Origin of the sequence: Nocardia nova (assembly GCF_002933465.1) — a bacterium.
GTDB classification, from domain to species: domain Bacteria; phylum Actinomycetota; class Actinomycetes; order Mycobacteriales; family Mycobacteriaceae; genus Nocardia; species Nocardia nova_B.
The window spans coordinates 1-22,279 of sequence record NZ_PSZE01000004.1 but is presented as its reverse complement, the minus strand read 5'-3'; the positions used below and the strand labels follow the sequence as shown (position 1 = coordinate 22,279).

Annotated in this window: 18 protein-coding genes; 9 read left to right on the top strand and 9 right to left on the bottom strand. The window is 69.2% G+C overall.

Annotated elements, in window-relative coordinates; genetic code table 11:
* The first annotated feature begins 255 nt into the window (after positions 1–255).
* Positions 256–1,479 carry an RtcB family protein gene (locus tag C5E41_RS06185; protein ID WP_104374889.1) on the top strand — a complete coding sequence of 408 codons (1,224 nt, stop codon included), beginning with the start codon at positions 256–258 and terminating at the stop codon, positions 1,477–1,479.
* Between the two features lie 44 nt (positions 1,480–1,523).
* On the opposite strand, the gene C5E41_RS06180 is transcribed toward C5E41_RS06185, so the two are convergent.
* Positions 1,524–2,003, bottom strand: coding sequence for a hypothetical protein (locus C5E41_RS06180; protein ID WP_104375125.1), 480 nt, complete (start codon positions 2,001–2,003; stop codon positions 1,524–1,526).
* 149 nt (positions 2,004–2,152) lie between these two features.
* On the opposite strand from C5E41_RS06180, the gene C5E41_RS06175 reads away from it, so the two are divergent.
* From C5E41_RS06175 to C5E41_RS06155, 5 genes are all read left to right on the top strand, one after another.
* Complete coding sequence (locus C5E41_RS06175; RefSeq protein ID WP_104374888.1) at positions 2,153–3,040, top strand: alpha/beta fold hydrolase; 888 nt, start codon at positions 2,153–2,155, stop codon at positions 3,038–3,040.
* A 115-nt stretch (positions 3,041–3,155) separates the two neighbouring features.
* Complete coding sequence (locus C5E41_RS06170; protein ID WP_104374887.1) at positions 3,156–5,279, top strand: RecQ family ATP-dependent DNA helicase; 2,124 nt, start codon at positions 3,156–3,158, stop codon at positions 5,277–5,279.
* Between the two features lie 57 nt (positions 5,280–5,336).
* Positions 5,337–6,308: a non-homologous end-joining DNA ligase gene (ligD, locus tag C5E41_RS06165; RefSeq protein ID WP_104374886.1), complete on the top strand. Its 972-nt coding sequence runs from the start codon at positions 5,337–5,339 to the stop codon at positions 6,306–6,308.
* Positions 6,305–7,234: a D-isomer specific 2-hydroxyacid dehydrogenase family protein gene (locus C5E41_RS06160; protein WP_104374885.1), complete on the top strand. Its 930-nt coding sequence runs from the start codon at positions 6,305–6,307 to the stop codon at positions 7,232–7,234. Before ligD ends, C5E41_RS06160 begins: the two co-directional genes overlap by 4 nt.
* Before the next feature lie 305 nt (positions 7,235–7,539).
* A complete protein-coding gene (locus tag C5E41_RS06155; protein ID WP_181063122.1) occupies positions 7,540–8,634 on the top strand; it encodes a methyltransferase in 1,095 nt (364 codons plus the stop codon).
* A gap of 12 nt (positions 8,635–8,646) precedes the next feature.
* Here the strand turns inward: C5E41_RS06155 and C5E41_RS06150 are convergent, their stop codons facing one another.
* The 8 genes from C5E41_RS06150 to C5E41_RS06115 form a co-directional block, all read right to left on the bottom strand.
* A complete protein-coding gene (locus C5E41_RS06150) occupies positions 8,647–9,213 on the bottom strand; it encodes a DUF4254 domain-containing protein (protein ID WP_104374884.1) in 567 nt (188 codons plus the stop codon).
* Positions 9,214–9,452: 239 nt separating this feature from the next.
* On the bottom strand, positions 9,453–10,499 hold the full coding sequence (locus C5E41_RS06145; RefSeq protein WP_104374883.1) for a hypothetical protein: 1,047 nt from the start codon (positions 10,497–10,499) through the stop codon (positions 9,453–9,455).
* Positions 10,493–11,452 (bottom strand): ScbA/BarX family gamma-butyrolactone biosynthesis protein, encoded by a 960-nt coding sequence (locus C5E41_RS06140; protein WP_104374882.1) that lies wholly within the window; start codon positions 11,450–11,452, stop codon positions 10,493–10,495. The genes C5E41_RS06145 and C5E41_RS06140 overlap by 7 nt, the downstream gene beginning before the upstream one ends.
* Positions 11,449–12,351, bottom strand: a complete 903-nt coding sequence (locus tag C5E41_RS06135; RefSeq protein WP_104374881.1) for a nucleoside-diphosphate kinase — start codon at positions 12,349–12,351, stop codon at positions 11,449–11,451. Before C5E41_RS06135 ends, C5E41_RS06140 begins: the two co-directional genes overlap by 4 nt.
* A complete protein-coding gene (locus C5E41_RS06130) occupies positions 12,348–13,442 on the bottom strand; it encodes an SDR family oxidoreductase (RefSeq protein ID WP_104374880.1) in 1,095 nt (364 codons plus the stop codon). The genes C5E41_RS06135 and C5E41_RS06130 overlap by 4 nt, the downstream gene beginning before the upstream one ends.
* On the bottom strand, positions 13,439–13,690 hold the full coding sequence (locus C5E41_RS06125) for an acyl carrier protein (protein WP_104374879.1): 252 nt from the start codon (positions 13,688–13,690) through the stop codon (positions 13,439–13,441). Before C5E41_RS06125 ends, C5E41_RS06130 begins: the two co-directional genes overlap by 4 nt.
* Positions 13,690–17,067, bottom strand: a complete 3,378-nt coding sequence (locus C5E41_RS06120) for an AMP-binding protein (protein ID WP_104374878.1) — start codon at positions 17,065–17,067, stop codon at positions 13,690–13,692. The genes C5E41_RS06125 and C5E41_RS06120 overlap by 1 nt, the downstream gene beginning before the upstream one ends.
* A complete protein-coding gene (locus C5E41_RS06115) occupies positions 17,057–19,738 on the bottom strand; it encodes a phosphoenolpyruvate synthase (RefSeq protein ID WP_258080786.1) in 2,682 nt (893 codons plus the stop codon). The genes C5E41_RS06120 and C5E41_RS06115 overlap by 11 nt, the downstream gene beginning before the upstream one ends.
* Positions 19,739–20,008: 270 nt before the next feature.
* On the opposite strand from C5E41_RS06115, the gene C5E41_RS06110 reads away from it, so the two are divergent.
* The 3 genes from C5E41_RS06110 to C5E41_RS35695 all read left to right on the top strand — a co-directional run.
* Positions 20,009–20,713: an ESX secretion-associated protein EspG gene (locus C5E41_RS06110; protein ID WP_104374876.1), complete on the top strand. Its 705-nt coding sequence runs from the start codon at positions 20,009–20,011 to the stop codon at positions 20,711–20,713.
* Positions 20,714–20,929: 216 nt separating this feature from the next.
* Positions 20,930–21,304 carry a hypothetical protein gene (locus C5E41_RS06105; protein WP_036508059.1) on the top strand — a complete coding sequence of 125 codons (375 nt, stop codon included), beginning with the start codon at positions 20,930–20,932 and terminating at the stop codon, positions 21,302–21,304.
* Positions 21,301–22,279, top strand: a 979-nt coding sequence (locus tag C5E41_RS35695; RefSeq protein WP_104374875.1) for a hypothetical protein, incomplete at its 3' end; no start/stop codon positions are given. The genes C5E41_RS06105 and C5E41_RS35695, both read left to right, overlap by 4 nt.

Genomic DNA, 22,279 nt, shown 5'->3' with positions numbered 1-22,279 from the left:
GCAAGCTCATCGGGTGCGACGTCCGCCCATTCGGCGAGCCTGAGCACATCGTCGAGGACCGCACCGTCCACGACACCCGGCCCGCATCCGACGACACACGGCCGCCCGAGTTCCCAGCTCACCAGAGCGGATGTCCTGGCCGGTGGGCGTGTGCCGGCTCGCCCGCGACGGGCAACCGATCGAATATTCGAGTGCATCCTCGCCCTGAGATCCCTACCGTGAACAGGGAGAGTTCGTTCACGAAAGGATCGGATCATGTTTCCCGTCGAGCTGCGCGGCACCAAGGCGCAGACGCTCATGTGGGCCCACGAACACGAGGTCGAGCCGGCCGCGCTGCAGCAGCTGCGCACCCTCGCCCAACTGGAGTGGGTCTACGGCGTCCGCGTGATGCCCGACGTGCATCTCGGTAAGGGAGCCACGGTCGGGTCCGTCATCGCCATGAAGGATGCCGTCGCCCCGGCCGCCGTGGGCGTCGACATCGGCTGCGGAATGGAAGCGGTCAAGACCTCGCTGACCGCCTCCGATCTTCCGGACGATCTGCATTCGCTGCGTTCGCGCATCGAGGCCGCCGTTCCGGTCGGATTCAACGCGCACAAGGAGCCGGTGAAGGTCACCCACCTGCAGATGGACATGCACGGCCGCCGGGCGACCGGCGCCACCTTGCGGGCCGGTTGGTCCGCGTTCTGGAGCCGGTTCGGCGATCTCGATCCGGCGGTGCGGCAGCGAGAGTCCAAGGCGCACAAGCAGATGGGTACCCTCGGCGGCGGTAACCACTTCATCGAGGTCTGCCTCGACACCGAACAGCGGGTGTGGATTCTCCTGCACTCCGGAAGCCGCAATATCGGCAAGGAACTGGCGGAGCGGCATATCGCCGTGGCACGCACCTTGCCGCAGAACCGAGACCTGCCGGACCGCGATTTGGCTGTATTCCTTTCCGGCACACCGGAAATGGCTGCCTACCGGCGTGATCTCACCTGGGCGCAGGAGTACGCGGCCCGCAACCGGGCGGTGATGCTCGACCTGGTGTGCGGTGCGGTGCGTGACGAATTCGATTCGCTGGCGGTGCGTTTCGACGAGCCGATCTCCTGCCACCACAACTACGTGTCGGAAGAGATCATCGACGGCATGCCCATGCTGGTGACCCGCAAGGGCGCGGTCCGAGCCGGGGCCGGTGACCTCGCTCTGATCCCCGGATCCATGGGCACCCGCTCGTATGTGGTGCGGGGCAAGGGAAATTCCGCCTCGTTCCAGTCCGCATCCCACGGTGCGGGCCGCCGCATGAGCCGCAATGCGGCCAAGCGGCAGTTCACCGTCGCGGATCTGATCGCGCAGACCGACGGCGTGGAGTCGCGCAAGGACGCCGGGGTGATCGACGAGATCCCCGCGGCCTACAAGGACATCGACGCCGTCATCGCGGCGCAGAGCGATCTGGTCGACGTGGTCGCGACATTGCGTCAGGTGCTGTGCGTGAAGGGCTGAATGCGACCGGGGCTGAATGCGACCGGGGCTGAATGCGACCGGAGCTATTTGCGCAGCACACCCACCATGCCCGCGCCCAGCAGCATCATGCCCGAAATGAGCGCGAAGCCGTAGGTCACCCAGGAGTGCAACGCCACCTGCATCGTGGCATCGGTGAAGGGTAGGTCCCCGATCAGGCGGAAGGTGTCGTCCGGGTACAGCAGATGCAGCACACCGGGAAAGATTCCCCACACCAGGCTGGCCACGATCGTGCCGACCGGCGAGAACGCGGCCATCGCCGCGACGAACAACAGCAGCAGGGAGCCGCCGAAGATCTCCAGCGCCGCGGTCCAGCGATCGGTTACGGCACCGACGATGACCCAGTACCGGATATCGGCTCCCCCCTTGGCGGCGAACGCGATTCCGACGGGCGTCACGACCAGCCCGAACAACACACCCGAGAGGGTCCGGCTGGTGACACCGCGGCTTTGGAATTGCGCCCCCGGTGGGGCCCAATCCGCAGGTGATTCGAACTTCTCGGCCATCGCCCGTTCCTCCCGCATTCCCGCGCATGCCAGCGGACCTCGCAGTCCGATCGCCCTCATTGTCCTGCCTCGCGGCCGAAAATGCCCGACGCCGGGCGGAAAACATTCGCGGCGTGGCGGTCCCGGGTTGCCGGTGGTTAGCATCGGCTATGCCCTCGACATCCGGATCTGCCCGGCCGCCCGAAATTCCCGGAGTGCGCCGCAGTTTCATCGAGGCCCGCGGCGTGCGATTCCACGTCACCGAGGCCGGGGTGCCCGACGGTCGGCCGGTGCTGCTGCTGCATGGATGGCCGCAGCACCACTACGCCTACCGGCATCTGCTCGCCGATCCCCCCGCCGGGCTGCGCCTCGTCGCCCCGGACCTGCCGGGTTACGGATGGTCCGGACCACCGCCGCATCGCTGGGCCAAGGAGGACGTCGCCTCCGATCTGCTGGCGCTGGTCGACGAGCTCGAACTGCCCCGGCTGCTGCTCGCCGGTCACGACTGGGGCGGGTTCGTCGGATTCCTCATGGTGCTGCGGGAGCCGGAGCGGTTCGAGGGCTACCTGCCACTCAATATCGCGCACCCGTGGATCACCGCCCGCACCTTCGCACCGCATGCGTGGCGTTTCGTGATGTATCAGCCGCTGGTGGCCACATTCGGCATGCCGCTGCAGCGCTACACGCCGTTCGTCGATCGCCTGTTGCGGCTGAACGCCGAGGCCCGGCGCACGTTCACCCCGGAACTCGCCCGGATCTACGGCGAGCGGTTCCGCGATCCGGCGGTGGCCCGCGCGGCCACCGACACCTACCGCACCTTCTGGTTGCGGGAACTTCCCGCCGCCCGCCATCCCGAACGCCGCCGCGCGACGATCCCGATCCGTGCGCTGTTCGGCACCGGCGATGCGGCCATCCACCCGGCGCTGGCCGCCGCGGAGACCGCGCGGGCCGACGACTACACCGTCGAATACGTCCACGGCTGCGGGCATTTCATCCCGGAGGAGCGCCCGGACCTCGTCCGGGACCGGTTACTGGCGCTGGCCGCCGAAACCGGCTAGAAATCGCTGCGACCCGGCCGTCCTCTCCCGAGCCGGCCGGTTCTCCGACCACGTTTTCGGGCACGGGGTGCGGCTGTAGCCGGATGGTGGCCAGGTGTCGGAGGGCTCGGGCACGATGGAGCGCGTGACTACCACCGAGCTGCGCGAATCCGCCGAATCCCTGCTGCGTGAGCTGGCCGGGCCCGAGTCACGGCTGCGCGAGGACCAGTGGACGGCGATCGAGGCGCTGGTCGTCCAGCGGCGGCGGGCGCTCGTCGTCCAGCGCACCGGCTGGGGAAAATCGGCGGTGTACTTCATCGCCGCCCGGTTGCTGCGGTCGCAAGGGCGTGGACCGACGGTGATCGTGTCACCGCTGCTGGCGTTGATGCGCAACCAGGTCGCCGCCGCGCGCCGGGCGGGCGTGATCGCGGAGACGATCAACTCCGGCAATGTCACCGAATGGGACGACATCCATCAGCGGGTCGCCGCCGGTGCGGTCGATGTGCTGCTCGTCAGCCCGGAACGGTTGAACAATCCCGATTTCCGCGATTCGGTGCTGCCCAAGCTGGCCGCCGACGCGGGCCTGGTCGTGGTCGACGAGGCGCACTGCATCTCCGACTGGGGCCACGATTTCCGTCCCGACTACCGCCGCATCCGCACCCTGATCGCCGACCTCGGCGAGGACATCCCGGTCCTGGCGACCACCGCGACCGCCAACAACCGGGTGGTCACCGACGTCGCCACCCAGATCGGCACCGACACCCTGGTGTTGCGCGGCACCCTGGACCGGGAGTCGCTGCATCTGTCCGTCGTGCGGATCGACGATGCCGTCCAGCGCACCACCTGGCTCAGCCGGCAACTGGGCGATCTGCCCGGCTCCGGAATCATCTACACCCTCACCGTGGCGGCCGCCCACGACCTGGCCGACGTCCTCGCCGACCACGGCTACCCCGTCGCGGCCTACACCGGCCGCACCGAACCCGGGGAACGCGAAACCCTGGAACAGGCCCTGCTGGACAACCACGTGAAGGCGCTGGTCGCCACCTCGGCGCTCGGCATGGGCTTCGACAAACCCGACCTCGGCTTCGTGGTCCATGTCGGCGCCCCCTCCTCGCCCATCGCCTACTACCAGCAGGTCGGCCGCGCCGGCCGTGGACTGGTCCCGAGCGCCTCCGCCCCGTCCGATCGCGCGGCCCGCGCAGAGGTCATCCTGTTGCCCGGTCCCGAGGACCGGCGGATCTGGAATTACTTTGCCTCCGTGGCCTTCCCGCGGGAGCAGGTGGTGCGGTCGGTGCTGGCCGCGCTGGACTACGAACGGCCCCTGTCCACCGTGGCCCTCGAACCCCTGGTGGAACTGAGCCGGTCACGGTTGGAGATGGTGCTCAAGGTGCTGGATGTGGACGGCGCCGTGCGGCGAGTGCGGGGCGGCTGGCTGGCCACCGGCGAACCGTGGACCTACGACACCGAACGCTACGAGCGCCTCGACCGGGCGCGGGAAGCGGAACAGCAGGCCATGCTCGAGTATCAGAGCACCACCGAGTGCCGGATGAACTTCCTGCGCCGCCAACTCGACGATCCGGGCCTCGCCCCGGACGCGCCCGGCTGTGGCCGCTGCGACAACTGCACCGGCCGCCGTTTCGACATCTCCGTCGACGCCGGCGAGGTGGCCACCATCCGCGCCCGGCTGGACCGGCCCGGAATCGATCTCCTGCCTCGCAAGCAATGGCCGACCGGGCTGTCGAAGCTGGGAGTTCCGTTGTCCGGCAAGATATCCGACGGCCCCGAGGTCGGCCGGGTGCTGGGCCGGCTCAGCGATCTAGGATGGGGTCAGCGCCTGCGAACCCTGCTCGACGCCCCCGACGGCCCCGCGCCCGACCATATCGTCGACGCCTGCATTGCCGTTCTGCGGGAATGGAATTGGACGCAACGCCCCGGGGCGGTGATGGCAGTGCAATCGGCGACCCATCCGGCACTGGCCGCCGACCTGGCCGCCCGCCTTGCCCGCATCGGACGTCTCACCGACCTCGGAGTCCTGCACACCCGGCCCGACCGGCCGCCGGTGTCGGCCGCCAACTCCGCCCACCGCGTGGCAGCCCTGTTCGACTCGTGGGAAACCCCCGACCTCACTGGCCTCGACACTCCCGTCCTGCTGGTCGACACCCACACCGACACCGGCTGGACCCTGACCCTCGCGGCTCGCACCCTCCGCCACGCCGGCGCGCCCGCCGTCCTCCCCTTCGCCCTGGCGACCCCGACGTGAGGCCCGGACGCGGCGCGTACAGTGCCCGGCGATCGATCACCCACTATCGTCGATCCGGTGACCAGTAAGTCGACGCCGGCGGTGGAGTTGACGGTCGGCGAGCATACGGTGCGGGTGTCGAATCCCGATCGGGTGTACTTTCCGGAACTCGGGGCGACCAAACTCGATCTGGTGCAGTACTACCTGAGCGTCGGCGACGGGATCGTCAACGCCCTGCGGGACCGGCCGTGCATGCTGCACCGCTTCCCGAAGGGACTGCCGGGCGGGAAGGTACATCAAAAGCGGCTCCCGGCGGGAGCGCCGGACTGGATTCCGACCGTGCGCGTGCACTTTCCGCGCTACAACCGGTATGCGGACGAACTGTGCGTGCGGGAACTGGCGGACGTGATCTGGGCGGTGCAGATGTCGACGGTGGAGTTCCATCCGTGGAACTCGCGCCGCTTCGACACCGAGAAGCCGGACGAATGGCGCATCGATCTCGATCCGATGCCGGATTGCCCGTGGTCGCGAGTGCAGCGCGTCGCGGAGGTCGCGCACGAGGTCCTCGACGAGCTGGGCGCGGTCGGCTGGCCCAAGACCTCCGGCGGACACGGTGTGCACATCTATGTGCGCATCGCCCCCGAGCACGGCTTCCAGCAGGTGCGCCGCGCCGCGCTGGCCTTCGCGCAGGAGGTGGAGCGCCGCGCCCCCGATGATGTGACCACGACGTGGTGGCGCCGCGACCGTGATCCGGCACTGCTGTTCGTCGACTACAACCAGAACGCCCGCGATCACACGATCGCCGCCGCCTACTCGGTACGCGGGAATGCGGCCGCGACCGTCTCGACCCCGGTGAGGTGGAACGAGATTCCCGATATCGAACCGAACGACTTCACGATCAACACCGTCCCCGCCCGCTACGCCGAACTCGGCGACCTGCACGCGGGTATCGACGACGCGGTCTTCGACCTGAATACGCTGCTGGAGTGGGCGGACCGCGACCGGGTCGAGGTGGATCTCGACGACGACGAAGGAGCACACGAAGCATGACCGGCGCACCCCGCATCGCACTGGCACCGATCACCGATGACCGTGTGGCACAGGCGATCACCGGCGCGGGAGCGGAACTCGCGGAGCTGGGTGAGGCCAGGGCGCTGGTGTGGGACGGCGGTCCGAACGGATTCCCCGACCTGCCCGAATCGATCGAATGGGTACAGCTGTACTCCGCCGGGGTCGAGGAGTTCTTCGCCGCCGGCATCTTCGAACGCCGTCCGAATGTGGTGTTCACCTCGGCCGCAGGCGCTTTCGCGAAAAGTGTTGCCGAGGGCACGATGGCGCTGCTGCTCGCCGGTGTGCGGTATCTGCCGGAACATATCCGCGCCCACAGCTGGCGGCAGGGCGAGTTCTTTCCCCATATCGGGACCTTGCGCGGGGCGACTGTCGCGGTGGTCGGCGCGGGCGGTATCGGCCGCGAGGTCATCGCCATGCTGGAGCCGTTCGGGGCCCGGGTGATCGCCGTCAACCGCTCCGGCCGGCCGATCGAGGCCTCCAACGTGGCGGACACGGTTCCGGCGGAACGGCTTTCGGAGGTGTGGGCTCGCGCCGATCACGTGGTCGTCGCCGCGCCCGCGACCGACGGCACCCGGCACCTGATCGGCAACGACGAACTGGCCCAACTGAAACCGCATTCGTGGGTGGTCAATGTCGCCCGCGGCTCGCTGATCGACACCGAAGCTCTGGTCGCCGCCTTGCGGGAGGGCGCCATCGGCGGCGCGGGCCTGGACGTCACCGATCCCGAACCGCTCCCCGATGGCCATCCGCTATGGGATCTCCCGAATGTGATCATCACCCCGCACGACTCCAACCCGCCGCAGCTGCGAACCGCCGCGTTCGCCGAACACGTCGCCGAGAACGTCCGCCGCTTCGCGCAAGGGCGTGAGCTCATCGCTCGAATCGATCCGGCGGCCGGTTACTGATCCCGTCGCCGCCCGTGGCCACCGCAGGGTATGTCCACCCCGTGCTCCTCGGCCGGGAAGGAGGACCTCGTCGTGGCGATGCTGCGCCACCCCTGCCGACTCGCGGCCGCGCCCTTACGATCCCCCGCCGGCCGCCTCTGCCCCCGGCTCCGCGATCGCGACCGCCGTCACCCAGGCTGCGATGTCGGCGATCACTCCCTCCCGCGACGGGCAGTTTCCGCAGTCCCGCGTTACGGTGGCCGCGTTTCGGGTTTACGCCGTAGGCTGCGGAGCGCGACCCTGTCCGCATATCGGAGGAGTTGTGCATGGTATTCGGGTTACCGAAACTGCCGCCGCTGCCGGTGGTGCGGGCCGTCGAGACCGTTCGCTACGCGCTGGGCGAAGCCTATCGACGGTTGGCGCCGGCGCCGCTGTCGTTGATGGAGTTGCTGGCGGCGGGGTGGCTGGCGCAGGCGATTCATGCGGCGGCTGCGCTGGGGATCGCCGATGAGCTGGCGCGGGGACCGCTCACCGGTGCCGAGCTGGCGCGGCGAGTGGGCGCGGACGAGGACGCGCTGCGCCGGCTGTTGCGGCTGCTCATCAGTCATGGAATCTTCGCGCAGCGACGCGACGGACGGTATGGGCTCACCGCGCCCGCCCGTGCGCTGTGCAGCGACTCCCCAGAATCGCTGCGTGATGCGGCACTGTTCTTCGGCTCGGCGACGCACCGGGCGCATTGGACACATGTGGTCGATGCGGTACGGACGGGCGAGCCGGTAGGACCGCAGCTGGACGGGGCGCCCTTCTTCGAATACATCCGCACCGACCGTCGATTCGGTGATCTGTTCGACCGCGCGATGACCAGCATCGGATCGCTCACCACGGAGTCCTTGTTCGCCGCATACGATTTCGGGCGCTTTGCGACGATCGTGGACGTCGGCGGCGGGCGCGGCGCGATGGTCTCCGAGATCCTCTCGCGCGCACCCGACACCCGGGGCATCCTGTTCGACCTGCCCGATGTGGTCGACGGTGCGGCGGAGCGGTTCGCGGCCGCCGGATTCGGCGGGCGAGCCGAGGTGGCGCCGGGGTCCTTCTTCGAATCCGTTCCCGCAGGCGCGGAGGCGTATCTACTCAAACACGTGATTCACGATTGGCCGGATGCGCGCGCCGAACAGATCCTGCGGACCGTGCGCGCCGCGATGGCTCCGCACGCCCGGCTGATCATCGTGGAAATCGTTCTGCCGCGAGACAATCGGCCGCATCCGGGCAAGTACACCGACCTGGAGATGTTGATCAACAGCGGCGGCCGCGAGCGCACCGCCGATAACTACCGCGATCTGCTCGCGCGCTGTGGTTTCGCGCTGACCCGCATCACGGCGACGGTGTCACCGGAATCCGTGATCGAGGCGCGACCGGTATGAGGGCCGCCTGCGCTATCGCGGACCGCGAGGACGCCGGCGCGGGTACGGGCGGGCGCTGCCGAAATGCTGCTCGACCAGTTCTCCCCACCAGTTGGCCAGGGAGCCTGCCAGAAACCATGCGGCCCTGATTCGTTCGTCGTCGACCGTCTCGGCGTCCCGCAGCAGGATCGTGGCGCGCACCTGCGCGGCGGCGAGTCCGTCGACGGCCGCGCCGAGGGACCGCGCATGCGCCGGGGCGGTGGTGCGGTCGCTGACCCAGCGGTCGATGTGGACGACGATTTCCCTTCTGCGGCAGTCGATCTCCGCGACCCGCACCGGGAAGCGACGGCGGGCGAGGTGGAGTTCGGCCAGTTGGCGGGCGGCCCGGGTGACCGGATGGTCGCCGGCCTGGTCGCCGATATGGCCGCAGCAGGCGGCGAGTAGTTCGTGCCCGTCGGGTATCTCGGGGTGAAGTTCGGCCGCCGTGCCCGGGGCGCCCGTCCCCACGGCGCCCCGGTCCACCGCGGCGGCGCACCGGCCGCGCAGCCCACCCGGGCCGGTCCGCGCGGCGCGGCCGTACGGCTGCGGGGCGGCGGACATCGGATACCTCCGGAGGGGTCGTGGTTGCACCCGACGCCACGAACGAGACACCGGACCGCGAGCCCGACGCGGCAAGGGCAAACCGCGCCGGATCCGGTGTGCCGCACGATGCGAAGGGGGCAATCCTGCGGCGCCGGGTGCTACTTCCAAGCGTGCGCGCTCGCGGCGGCCCGGTCACTGCCCTTTCAGTGGCCTTCCGATGCCCCTGGGCCGTGAGCCCCCGCCCGCCATGGGGGAACCTATCGCCAGGCCGCGGCCGTGGCGATGAGAATCAGATACAACACCAGTACGAATACCACAGCCGGGATTACGGGATACGCGCGGGTGGTCGTATCCGACTCGCCTCCGGATTCACCGGGCGACGCCGGCCCGGCTCGGGCAGGCGCGGGTGGCGACGGCTGGACCGAGGCGCGGGTCAGGAACGAGCCTGCCACGAGGGCCGGAAGTAGCAACAGTCCCACCGGTATCCACAGCAGCAGTGCCCACGGCAGCGGATGGTCCCACGGTCGGCTCAGCACCACATCGGTACCGACGGCGAGGGCCGCGAAACCCACGGTCGCGACGACGCTCCCCCGCACTCCCAGCACATTCGAGTAGTACCACTGCCCCGGCCTGACCTCGGCCGCCGTCTTGCGCGCGAATTCGAAGTGCAGGAAGGCGCCCGCGAAGATCGGTGCGACCCAGGCTGTCCGCCAGCCGGATTCGACCTGACCGGTGTCGATCGCCGAACCGACGAGGTAGGCGATGATCCACAACTGCACCGGGTAGGTCACGGCCAGGTTCAGCAGCAGGTCGCCGCGTACCCGCGCCGACACGCTCTCCAGCCCCCACAGCGCGAGGCCGTACGCCATCGCGGCGACGACGAGGGCCGCGGACCACCACGACAGCAGCGCCGACACCACGGTCAGCGCCACCGCGATCACCCCGATCGCGGCCCACAGTTCGCCGACACCCACCGCACCCGTGACCAGCGGCCGATCCGGATTGTGCACGCGGTCGTAGTCGAGGTCCTTGATCTCGTCGACCATGCGCAGATACAACAGCAGTACCGCGACGACGGCGACGCGCACCGCCGTCGCCCATCCTGGGCGCCATGCGGCATCCGGATGTGACACCACCGCGGCGGTGCCCTCCACAGCGGCGACGAACAGGACCGCGTAGAGCAGATGATGCGTTTCGTAACGCGCGACGGTGAACCGTGCGATCCGCGCGGGGGCCGATCCGGACGCTCGATTCCGATTCGCGGGGGCTGCCTGCTCCGACCGGCCGGCGGAACCGCTCAGCATTCCGCCTCGTCGGTGTCGTAGCGCAGGCCGATGCGCGCGGCCACCCCACCGCATTGGTGGATTTCGCAATCGATCTGTCCCGGAACGGAATCCGAGGGGCGCACCACACATTCGGCGCGGTGGTCCAGTTCCACGAATTGCTCGAAGGAACTGGAGACCCCGATCAGCCGGCTCGGCTCCGACACCGACATCGCGGTGGCCGTCTGACGTGCCGCCTCGAGCAGTACACTGCCGGGCACGTGATCCACCGGATGGTCGAACAGGATCGGATGCCCGGTGTCGATCACCAGCTCGGCGACCGCGGCCGCGCCGACCCGCCGCATCGGGCCGATCACCACATTGCGCCCGTTGGCCCGGCCCACGTCGACCGCCGCCGCCGACTGCCCGGGCGGTAGCGCGGCGCCGATGTCGCCGAGGCCCAGTCCGGTGCGCAACCCACTGCGCAGCCCCTCCCACCGCGACGGCGACACCCAGGTGAAGGATCCGTCCACGATCATCAGCGGCACCCCGCCGCATTCGATGTCGAGCACCATATCCACCCCCTGCAGCACCTCGCCGCGACGATGGCGGCGCGAAATCTGCACCGACATCACCAGATCCGCGGGCGCGGCCCCGATCGCCCAGTCGTCGCTCTCGGCCACCGCACCGTTGAAGGTGCGCACGACGAAACCGAAATCCTGTGGTACCCCGAAGTATTCGTGCGTGAGCGCGATCGCGGCCTGGCGGGCCGCCTCCATCACCAGCATGGGGTCGTAGGTGCCCTCCCACGGTGCCAGGTGGTCGCCGTAGAAGGCGTGCATGCGGGGCAGCTGGGCGCCGACCACGAATTCGTCGGACCGCGTGGCGTGCAGGGAGGTGACGAAGACCTCCGATACCGCGCAGCGGTGGGCGAGATGGCGGGAGATGGTGTGCACATGGCTCGCGGTCGGGATGGTCGCGGTGTCGATCGTCATGGTCGTGCCTCCAACCAGTCGTGTGCGGATACCGGGGGCAGGATCTGGCGCCGCCCGCCGTTGCGCATGGGAAGTACCTGGGAGCCGAGGACGATGGCCGACCACGGATCGATCGCACGGCCCGTGGCCCACGCGCGCCGCAACAGCAGCGCACAGTCCTCGTCCCGATCGGGATCGAAGTCCGCCGGAACCTCGCCGAGGTCGGCGATCAGACGCGCGATCGCGGCGGAACGGTCGAAAACCCTTGCGGGAGTGCGGGAGTACAGCCGCGCGCCGCAGGCGGCGGCTTCGACACCGCGGTCCTCCCCGGTCCCGATCTCCCGCAGCACCCGTGCCCGGGTGTCGGTGTCGAAGTAGATCGCGAACTCCCGCAGCACATCGGCCGGATCGTCCGGTGAATGCACCAGATTCAGCAGATAGCTGTATCTGCCGAGAACATAACGTAATTCGCCCGGCCGGCGCTTGCCCGGATCGGTCGGTCCCTTGGCCGCCGTGAGCCGCACCGAGGTCGGCAGCCCTGTGGGTTCGCCGGAGACGACGAGGACCAGCGCATCGGAAATCTCGGTCAGCAGATCGGCCAGCCGCCGCCGCTCCGGCGAGGCGATATTCCACGCGAAATACCACAGCGCACGCACCAGATGCCGGTCGACGGCGCAGATGCGGGCGGCCACGACACGGAAATCGTTGTCCTGCAGCCACTGCAGGGTCGGTTCGACCGACCGGGCCACGATCGCATCCGGTTTCAGCAACAGCAGTGAGTATCGGCGGGAGAATTCGACCACGTCGAGTCCGGCCGCACCGAGTTGGTCGACGGTCTCCTGAACGTAGGTGTCCTCGGCATAGGCGGCCGCCTTGTCCGGCAGCGGTGTGGACGCCGCCAGCAGTTGCGTCAGATTCATCGGCTGCCTCCCGCCTTCGCGCCCGAGGCGAAGCGCGCCAGCACCTCCGCTACCGACGGCAGCGGATCGCCGAGGTAGCCGCTCTCCAGGCAGTGATCCAGGAGCAGTCGCAGATACGGCTTGCCGGTCGCGGGACAATCCCGTCCGAGCAGAGCGCGTGTCGCGGTGGTGTCGAACAGCGGGCGTCGGGCGAAGTAGCTCGTATAGAGAGCGCCGATGCGCTGGAAGTATTCGCGTTCCAGCGGTTCCAGGTCGTCCACCGCGAACGAGGCTTGGGGAACGAAGGTCGCGACGTGGAAGGACGGGTATTCGGCGAGAACGTCCGAAATATCGCGCAGCGACAGCGCATCGGCGCCGACAGCGTGAAAGGTCTGTCCCACAGTGGATTCGAAGTCGATGGCGGCGGCGGTGATCACATCGGCGACGAAGTCGACCGGCGCGGGTGCGATCGTGGCGTCGTAGCGGCCGGGCAGCGAGCGCAGTTTGCCCTCGACGATCAACTTCACCACGGTGTAGAGGTTCTTGTAGTCACGGATCACGCCGGTGCCGGCGGCACCGGTCACAACGCCGGGGCGCACGACCGCCCAGCGCAGTCCCGGTGTACAGCGCACCTGGCGTTCGGCGCGGAACTTACTGTCCTCGTAGCCGTTTCCGAAGGCTTGCCCGACGTCGAGTTCCGCCTCGGCGACGACACCCGTCCGCATCCCGCAGACGTAGGCGGTGCTCACGTACACCAGCGGCACGTCCCAGCGCAACGCCAGCTCGATCGCGTGCGCGGTGCCGCGCACGTTCAGTTCCTCGTAGTCCCCGGTGGTGGCATCGAAAGCGGTGGTCGCCGCGGCATGCACGATCAAGCCGATGCGGGAACCGAGTTCGGCGGCGTCGTGCCGGGACAGGCCGAAACCCAGCCGCCGGATATCGCCGCGCACCGTCTCGATGCCGTCGAGCTGGGAACCGTCGTTGCCGACGATCCGCGAGTTGCTGTGCAGTACACCGACGACGGGCCGGCCCGCTGCCCCGAGACGGGCCACCACCTCGGCACCGACCAAGCCGCCCGCGCCGGTCACCAGTACGGCGTCGCGCCCGGTCACGGTCCCACTCCCTCGATCAGGGTCACCACGTCCCCGATGCGGCGCACGCCGGCCAGCTGTTCGGGGCGGTAGCGCGGTAGGCCGAAGGCCTGTTCGAGGACCATTGTCAGCTCCATCAAGCGAAGCGAGTCGAAGCCGAGGTCCTCGATCAGCCGCAACCGGTCACCCGGTTCGGCGGGCGGCGCCGGCGCCATCGCGACGACGAGTTGGCGAACCCGTTCCGCCACTGGGCTGTCCACATTCGTCATCACTGTCCTCCGTCGTGCTGGTGGGGTTGCCGCCCGCCCGAGCCGAGCAGGTCGCGGGCCTCGTCGAGGGGCAGTTCGGTGTCGAGATAGGCGGCCGGGCGCAGCCAGTCGTAGCTGATGTCGAGGGTGCGCCGCCATTGCTCCCGCGAATCGAACGACGCCGGGAACTGCGTGCCGCCCGCGATCTCTCGCACGGCCGCCGCGAGTTCGTCCAGCACGGCCAGCTCGTCCAGGCCGCTCGCACCCGCTGCGAGGACCGCGGAGAAGCGCAGTGCCGACGCGCGGTCGACCAGCTCCCGCAGCGATCCCACCTCCGGTACCAGCGCGGTCAGCGTCGGACCGGGCGCGACGTCCGCGGGCAGCGGGTGAATACCGTAGGTGGACAGCATCATTCGCACACACATGGCGATGGCGCGATGCGCCGCGATATCGGCAACCGCGCCCTGGCCGGCCTTGACCGCGCCCATCAGATCCTCGCGGGCGTTCTCCAGCACCACGTTCGACCAAACCACCTCCATCGCACAGGCGACGAAACGCTGAGCCGGCAGCGGTGACAGGGTCGCGATATCGCGGTCCGCGCCGCCACCGGCGAGCCCGAGCGCGGGCATCCGCGTGGACGGAATCGGCGTGACGGGGCGCAGCGGTTTGCACATGGCGAGCGCGGGACGCAGTGTCTCGCCGCCGCGCAGGGACAGTCCGATGAAACCGAGGCGGACGAACTCGGCGAGTTCGGTACCGATCGGCGACCGGCGCAGTATGTCGGCGACCGACTTGCGGGCGACGACGGCACGCCAGGCGGCGGCACCGCGAGCCGAGAGTGCGAAGACATCCTTGTCCTCGCGCAGGACATGGATCCGGCTCCCGATGGGCCAGGTGGTCACGCCGTCGATCCGGGCCAGCAGAATCCGGTCGAGATCACCGGCGACATCCGCGATGCCGAATCGCCGAGCCAGTGCGAGCAGCTCGTCGAGCGTCGCGGTGTCGGGAAGAGCACGGTAGGCGTCGATCAGCTCCGCGGCGCCCGGATCGGCCGACGCGATTCGATCGAGCTGTCGCGGAAGCCATTTCGTCTCGATATAGGTCTCCCCGCGCGTCGCGCTCCACGACTTGACGGCTTGGAGAAGGCCGTCGCGGGCCCACCCGTCGGCTTCCGCGCCGGCGCCCATGGCCTGCAACGCGACCGCGAACCACAACGCGTGCCGACTGCGCCGCGCCCACCAGGCGGATACGGTCGCCGCGAAGGCGCCGGCGGGCAGCAGCGCCGACAGCCCGTCCAGATCCACGGCCGCGCTCGACCGCACCACCGTCGCGTTCCGGAACCGCTGACAGCGGTTCAGCACGTCCTCGTCGAGGTAGCCGGCGCCGTCCGCACCGGCCACCCGCGCGAGTTGCGCCCGCAGTTGCGCCTCGGATCGAGTGCGGATCTCGATGCGGCGGCCGTCGGCGAACACCACGGTCGGAAGCGTCGGCATCTCCTCGGCACCGGGTGCCACGATCAGAAAGTCGATATCGGAACCATCGTTGCCGAATCCCTCCGCCAGCGACCCCTCGAACAGGGCGGCGGAATCCGGCGGGATCGAGACCGTTTCCAGTGCGGCGGCCAGCAGCCGCTCGGCACGATCGAGCGGCAGCGCCGGCTCGGTGGACAGGCTGGTCGCGGCGGTGTCGGTGGCGCGATGGTCGGTGGCGCGATGGTCGGTGGCGCCCGCCAAACGCCCCTCGGTATACAGCTGCCACATGTGGCGGCGGCGCGGTTTGCCGCTCGAGGTGCGGCGGATGAAGCCGCGCGGTCCGGTGACGACGCCCACGGTGCCCGCGGGACCCAGTTCGCCACGCACCACGGTCCGGGCTCGGGCAATCCACTCCCCCGGCGCGGTTTCGGCGAACAGCACGATGCCGGGTGCGGCGCCACCGGACAGCGAGACCGCCGCGAGTTTGCCCTTGGTGATACCGGTTTCGCGGGCCACCCGCGATTCGATGTCCTCCATGAACACCGAACGTCCCCGTACCTTCAGACTCGTGCCCATCCGGCCCAGCACGAAAACCTCGTCGTGATAACGGAATCCGGCGTCGCCGGTATAGAGCCGGCCGTCGGTGATGCGCGTTGCGCCGCCGGCGCCGTCGGTATAACCGAGCGCGACCGAATCGCCGATCACCACCATCTCCCCGAGCACTCCGTCTGGCAGTTCGCGGCCGTCCTCGCCCACCACCACGACGGTGGATTCGGGAGTGGAGAAGCCGAGTCCGGTGATCCAGCCCGGGCCGCTCACCCACCGATCGTCGGCGAGTGCGACCTCCGCGTCGACTCGCACCCGCTCACCGGGCCGCAGGGTCGCGGTATCGACCCGCAGTGCCGTCAGCGGCCGGTCGCGCGCCGAGGAGGTGACCATCAGGGTGGCCTCGGCCAGGCCGTAGGCGAGGGTGTAGGCCCGAGCGGAAAAGCCGCGCGCGCCGGTGAGTTCGGCGAACGACCGCAGATCCTCGACTTCGACCGGCTCGGAACCGACCGCCAGGGTTCGCCATCCGGACAGGTCCAGATCGGCGATGTCGTCCGGGGAAACGCGGTGTGCGACATAGCCGAGGGCGAACGACGGCGACGGCGAATGCTGGGCGTGCGCCATCGCCCGCAGCCAGCGCGCGGGGTCGCGCACGAACTGATCGGGCCGCATCAGATACAGGTCCCCCTGATTGGCGACCGTGGTGAGGAATGCGCCGACGAGGCCCATATCGTGGTAGAGCGGCAGCCACGAGACCATCGCCTCGCCTGGCCGCCAGTCGATCAGCCGGCTGATCATCCGGATGTTGTTGGCCAGGTTGTGCCACGACACGCGCACGCCGCGCGGGGTTCCGGTCGACCCGGAGGTGAATTGCAGCAGTGCCGTCTCGACCACGGGCGCGAGCGTTCGTTCGGCGGGCGTCCCGGTTTCGGCCACGACGACCGGTTCGTCGGCGCGCCCGGCCGCGGTCATCGCCTGCCGGACCAGTGCTTCCAGCTCCACCGAGGTGACGACCACGCGGGGCGCGGCTTGGTCGAGTATCGCCGCGACATGCGCGATGTACTGCTCCACATCGGCGAACATCGGCGGCGCGATGGGCGTGAACACCCCGCCGCAGGCCCAGACGGCGTAAAACGCGGCGACACAGGGGAATCCGGTCGGCATGACGACGCAGACACCGGCCTCGTCATCGCCCGCGAGCCCCCGTTCGCGCAGCCGGCCCGCGACCGACCAGGTCAGCTCGGCGAGCTCCGCGTAGCTGCGGAACTGCCAGCCGTCCGCTTCGTCGGCGAGGTGGATGCCGGTGGCGGTGGCGGGATTCACCAGCCAGCCGCGCACCAATTCCTGGTCGTCGCTGGTCGTCGGCAGTTCACTGGGCATCGCTTGCCTCCCCTTGGTCGAGCACGGTGACGGTTCCGCTGCTGCCGTCGACCCGCAACGGCATACCGGTACGAACGGATCTGGTGACGCCCGGAATCTGCACCACCGTCGGCACACCGAGTTCGCGCGCGACGATGGCGACATGAGTGAGCGGGCTGCCGCGCTCGACGACCAGTGCGGTCGCCGACGGCAACACCGCCACCCAGCCCGGGTCGGTTCGATAGGTGACGAGCACACCGCCCGCCACATCGCGCGGTTCGTCGACCACCACCGCCGGTCCCGTCCCGATACCGCCGCCCGACGGCGTCCCGGTGAAGACCGCACCCGCGGTCGCCGCCGGAGTGTCGGTGATCGGCACCCAGCCGACCGCCGCGAGCTCGGCCGGACCGAAACCACCGCCGAGGGTGTCGAAGCGGGCCGGCGCGACCAGGCGTGCGTCGGCGGCGCGCTGCTGTTTGCGGGCGGCGACCACCGCGCGCAGACCGGCCGTCTCGCCGCCCTCGTAGCAGCTCCGCAGTTGCGGCAGCGTCAGATAGAACACATCGGAGAATTCGTCGATGATATTGCGCCGCACCAGGTCTCGTCCCATGATTCGGATTGTTCGCTTGACCATGCCGAAGGCGCGGGTGCGGCAGAAGCGCAGACTCTCCCGATGCCCCGCACAACGAGCCACCTTGCGCCGCAGGCGTTCATAGATCGCACGGCGCCAACCGCGCAGGTGCGCATCGAGATATCGTTGCGCGTCGTCGGCGGCGCGGTCCTGCTGTTCCGGCAGCGCGGCCAGCACCATGACGAACAGGCCCGACGGATCCTCCCGCAGATCCGGCGTCTCGAGCTTCAGTTCGTCGAGGCTGCGATAGCCGTAGCGGTCGATGTAGTCGTCGACGCGCGCCCGGAAGTCGTCGTGGCCCCCCGTCACCAGTGCGTGGTAAACACCTTCCGGTGCAGTGCTTTCCAGCAGTGTGCGCAGTTCGGCGTGCTCGCGGACGGTGGCCGCGAGCGCGGACATCGCGCGGGCCGGCTCGGCGGATTCGACGTCGGCGCCGGGCCCGGCGACGGCGTAGAGGAACCACTCCGGCGCCTTCGGCAGGAATAGCCGGGTGAGCACGTACAACAGGCCGGTGAGGGTCAGCAGCATGGCGTCCAGAACCATCATCGGCCCCCACCGATGCACCAGCTCCCGATCGAGTTCGCGATAGCGAGCGTAGGCTCGGTCGCCGGTGTCGGCGCTGTCGTCATGGGATTCGAAATCGTCGTAGACGCGGTAGAACTCGTCGAGGAACCGCCGCATCATGGCGTCGATACCGGCGATGCGGCGCAGATAGATCGCGGTGGTGCGGGCCCGGCACAGCACTCGCCGCACCGGATTGCCGAAAGTGAACGGGCGCAGCGTCTTCGCGACGTCGTCGGGCAGTGGTTCGGCCACGCCGAGCGCGGCCTCGAGGACACGGCGGTTGAGCGGATAGCCGGGCGCGATGCCAACCATCCGATACCAGTGCAGCAGGTTGTAGTAGACGCGGCCGTGGAAGTAGCCGAGGAGCACGGGAGTCCAGCTGTCGGTCTGCGCTACCTGAGCCCGCGGCACGCCCAGGGATTCGGCGTATCCGCGATACACCCGGCCGTAGATATCGGCCGCGGTGGTGAAGGTCAGTGGTGAGGTGATGCCGCTGAAACTCTCGATGATGTTGGAGTTGTCCCAGATTCGCAGGTCGCCGTCCGGCACCGCTTCCCCGGCACCGCGCAACGAATCTCCGACCGCGGTGGTCACCGGGCGTGCCTGCAGCACCCAGAGCCGGCCTTCTGCATCGAAGGACCATTCGACATCCTGTGGGGCGCCGGTCGCGCTCTCGATCCGACGGCCGACCTCGATCAGCCGGGTCACCTGATCGGGGGTGAGCGCCGGTTGCGAACGCAGCGCGGGATCGACCTCCACCGCGATGCAGCCCTGATCGCCGTCGGGACAATAGCGAGTCGCCTTCTCTCCCATGATCGTATCGATCACTGTGCCCGAGAACTTGTCCACGACATAGGTATCGGCGTCCACCGCACCGGAGACCAGTCCTTCACCCAGTCCGTAGACCGCACTGATCAGCATCCGGTCCGTAGCGCCGGTGCTCGGATCGCAGGTGAACAGCACACCGCTGGTCTCCGCCGCGACCAGGCGTTGCACGATGACCGCCGGCATGTCCGGAAGCGCCAGTCCGTGCGCGAAACAGTAGGTGATCACCCGCGGCGACAACGCCGAGGCCCAGCAGGCCGTCACCACCGAGGCGATCGCCTCGGCGCCGGAGACGTTCAGGAACGAATCGAACTGCCCGGCGAACGAATACGCGGATCCGTCCTCCACCGCGGCCGACGACCGGACCGCCACCGGCCCACGGCCGAGCCGCCGCCACACCTCGTCCATCGCGCCGACGAGAGCATCCGGAGGTGTGGCGGTCATGATGCTCGCGCGCAGCCGGGCGCCGCGGATCAGCGCCTCGTCGAGGTCGGTCGCGGTCACGAAATCCGCTGCCGCCGCGACGATCTCGGTCGGCATGTGCTCGAACAGCGACGGCTCGACGACCAGCCAATCCGGCACCGGCAACGCCGCATCGCGCAATCGACGCAGCCCGGCCGCTTTCCCGCCCGCATCCGCGGCTTCGGCAAGGCTTGCTTCGGATTCGTGCACCAGGTCTCCTGTCATCGCGGACCGTGCGCCTGCCCAGCGGTCGCTCGCAGAGTTCGTAACGATATATCTGAAGTTTTGACGTTTCGGAATACCGGTGATCACGTATCCGGCATGCCCCGATGCGCAGGCGGTCACCGCGGCGTTGTCTCGATATACCGGCCGCGCTCGCCGGTGTTAACCGAATTCCGAACAAGATCGGCTGGCCGCCCGCCGAACGCGCGGCTACGCTACGTTGAGGCTCGTGACGATCGGTGGAGGGTGTAATTCGGCGTGAGTTGGACATTCACACCGGACGAGTTCGCGCACATCTGGCGCGAGACCGACCTCGATCGCCATCCCTTCCCGCTGCGCATCCTCGAGTCACCCCGCACCGAGGACGAGGCGGCCACCTTGCGCAAGACCCTCGAGGCACGGCTGCCGCTCGCTGCGGACCCCGACCTGTCCGCATGTCTGCGCATCCTGGCCGCGCCGCACACCCGCGTGGTCGCGATCGGGGGCGCTCACAGCGCGGGAACAGAAATCCGGGCGGTGGCGGCGGCGATCTACGACCACGCCGTACTCGCGATCCAAGAACCCGGACGCACACCCGGATTCGGCGGGTCCATCCGCTTGTCGATCGGTCACACCGCCAAACTGGGCGCCCGGATCGCCGCCCTGCTGCCCGAGTGCCCGGCCGGAAGCGAACCCGCACGCTCGGCGCCGAGCGAAGCGGTGCGCGACGACGACTGCCCCCGGCCGACCTCGCCGCCGGCGCCGCGCATACGCCGCCTGCTCCTGAAACCGCATACCGCCGAGGGACATATCCGCATCGAAACCGGATTGGACCGGGCCACCCCACCCGCACCGCTGTACTACACCTGGATCGACGTCGCCGACGACGGGCGCTATCTCATCAAGGCGGGCGACGAAGTCCATATCGTGCCCGCGAGCCGGCAGCAGATCGGCACTCATCTGCAAAAACGGATTCCGCGATGACTGTGGCGTGCACGGATTCGGGCAACTCGGGCTGACCGGACATCGACGGAACCAGTAAGCTGGGTCGACTCGCAGCCTCACCGGGAAGCCGCCTCGGCCACCCTCATCGGGCTGTGTGATTACAGCCCAATGGGGAGCCCTACGTGGTAATGCTCCGCTGCCGCCTCCGGGCGTTCCCCATTAGGCTGATCGGACCGACCGATCTCAGGGGTGCGCATGACGATCGAGACCAGCCAGGCCGATATCACCCGTTTCTTGCAGGCCGCGCGCGGGGGAACCGTCACCTTCGATCCGGCGGCCGCGCGTGGGTGCGCGGAGATCTATCAGCAGCAGGCCGACCGGCTTCGGGAACTACAGCAGCGCCTCGATTCGGTGGCGCAGCTCAGCGGCTTCGGAGGCTTCTTCTCCGCGCAGCAGCTGCAGGCCGGCTTCGGCCGCAAGGCGCGTGATGCGGCCGAACTGCTCGACCAGTACATCGCCGCCGCCTACCGCATGAAAGAGGCCTTCCTGACCAGCGCCGGGCTCTACGAGGAGGCCGATTCCGCGCATGCGGCCGCGCTGCGGGCGATCTCCTCCGGACTGTCGCGATGAGCGCCGAATTCCGTTACGGGCCGGCCGCTTCGCGCACCGACCCCCAATACATCAGCGCCATGGAGCATTTCGAGTCGATGACGCATGAGCAGATCCACGCCGGAACCGAGACGATCGAGGCCGGTGAGATTCTGCAGGCCTCGCTGATCTGGCTGGAGGCGGCCGCCACGCTGACCGGGTCCATGCCGGCTACCCGCTCACAAGCCGAACGAATCATGGATCACGCCGGCTGGCAGGGCCCGGCCGCCGAAGCCGCCGCCGCGAGTGCGCACAGCTTCGCCGCCTCCGTCGACGAGTTGGCCGCCATCTTCGGCGAGGTCGGTGCGCGGCTCGGGGCGGTCGCCGGAGCGGCGGAAGCGGTCAAACTGGCGGTACCCCCGCCGGGCGATTCCGGACCGGTGGGCGCCATCGCCCGAGTGCTGGAGGCCGCGCATGTGATCGATGCGCGCATCGCCCAGGAGCTCCTGCGTCAAGAGGCGATTCTGGCGATGAACATGATCTACAAACCGGCGTACTCGGCCGCGGGCACCGCGGTCCCGGCTCTACCCGAACCCCCGGCACAAGCCGACCCCGGCGGACCGCGCCCCAGCGCTCCCGCGCGCCCGGACGGCGACCGGCCGCAATCGCACCGAAGCCCTACCGCCCCACCGTCGTCCGAGTCGGAGCCCTCGACGCCGGATCGGGCACCGAACTCGGCCACTGCGCCCGGCACACCCGCGCCGCAGTCGCCGTCCGCACCCGCACCCGCGCCTTCGCAGGCGCAAACCGCGCCCGCACCCGGCGACCCGGCACCGAGTCCCTCGGCGCCGACCCCGGCGCCGCCGACCTCTTCCGCTCCCACATCGCCGGACCCGACGCAGACACCCGCACCGCCCGGACCCGGCAGTTCGGTGCCAGCAGGTCCACCGACACCCGATCCGAATGCCGCGCCGCCGGCCACCCCCGCGCCCGCCGCACCGGCTCCGGCGCCACCAC

Bases quoted from the DNA above. Each gene is read 5' to 3' on its own strand.
- C5E41_RS06120 (WP_104374878.1), bottom strand. From the start codon at position 17,067: ATGCCCAGTGAACTGCCGACGACCAGCGACGACCAGGAATTGGTGCGC.
- C5E41_RS06135 (WP_104374881.1), bottom strand. From the start codon at position 12,351: ATGAATCTGACGCAACTGCTGGCGGCGTCCACACCGCTGCCGGACAAG.
- C5E41_RS06150 (WP_104374884.1), bottom strand. From the start codon at position 9,213: ATGTCCGCCGCCCCGCAGCCGTACGGCCGCGCCGCGCGGACCGGCCCG.
- C5E41_RS06170 (WP_104374887.1), top strand. From the start codon at position 3,156: ATGGAGCGCGTGACTACCACCGAGCTGCGCGAATCCGCCGAATCCCTG.
- C5E41_RS06185 (WP_104374889.1), top strand. From the start codon at position 256: ATGTTTCCCGTCGAGCTGCGCGGCACCAAGGCGCAGACGCTCATGTGG.
- C5E41_RS06155 (WP_181063122.1), top strand. From the start codon at position 7,540: ATGGTATTCGGGTTACCGAAACTGCCGCCGCTGCCGGTGGTGCGGGCC.
- C5E41_RS06125 (WP_104374879.1), bottom strand. From the start codon at position 13,690: ATGACGAATGTGGACAGCCCAGTGGCGGAACGGGTTCGCCAACTCGTC.
- C5E41_RS06145 (WP_104374883.1), bottom strand. From the start codon at position 10,499: ATGCTGAGCGGTTCCGCCGGCCGGTCGGAGCAGGCAGCCCCCGCGAAT.
- C5E41_RS06160 (WP_104374885.1), top strand. From the start codon at position 6,305: ATGACCGGCGCACCCCGCATCGCACTGGCACCGATCACCGATGACCGT.
- C5E41_RS06140 (WP_104374882.1), bottom strand. From the start codon at position 11,452: ATGACGATCGACACCGCGACCATCCCGACCGCGAGCCATGTGCACACC.
- C5E41_RS06180 (WP_104375125.1), bottom strand. From the start codon at position 2,003: ATGGCCGAGAAGTTCGAATCACCTGCGGATTGGGCCCCACCGGGGGCG.
- C5E41_RS06105 (WP_036508059.1), top strand. From the start codon at position 20,930: ATGACGATCGAGACCAGCCAGGCCGATATCACCCGTTTCTTGCAGGCC.
- C5E41_RS06175 (WP_104374888.1), top strand. From the start codon at position 2,153: ATGCCCTCGACATCCGGATCTGCCCGGCCGCCCGAAATTCCCGGAGTG.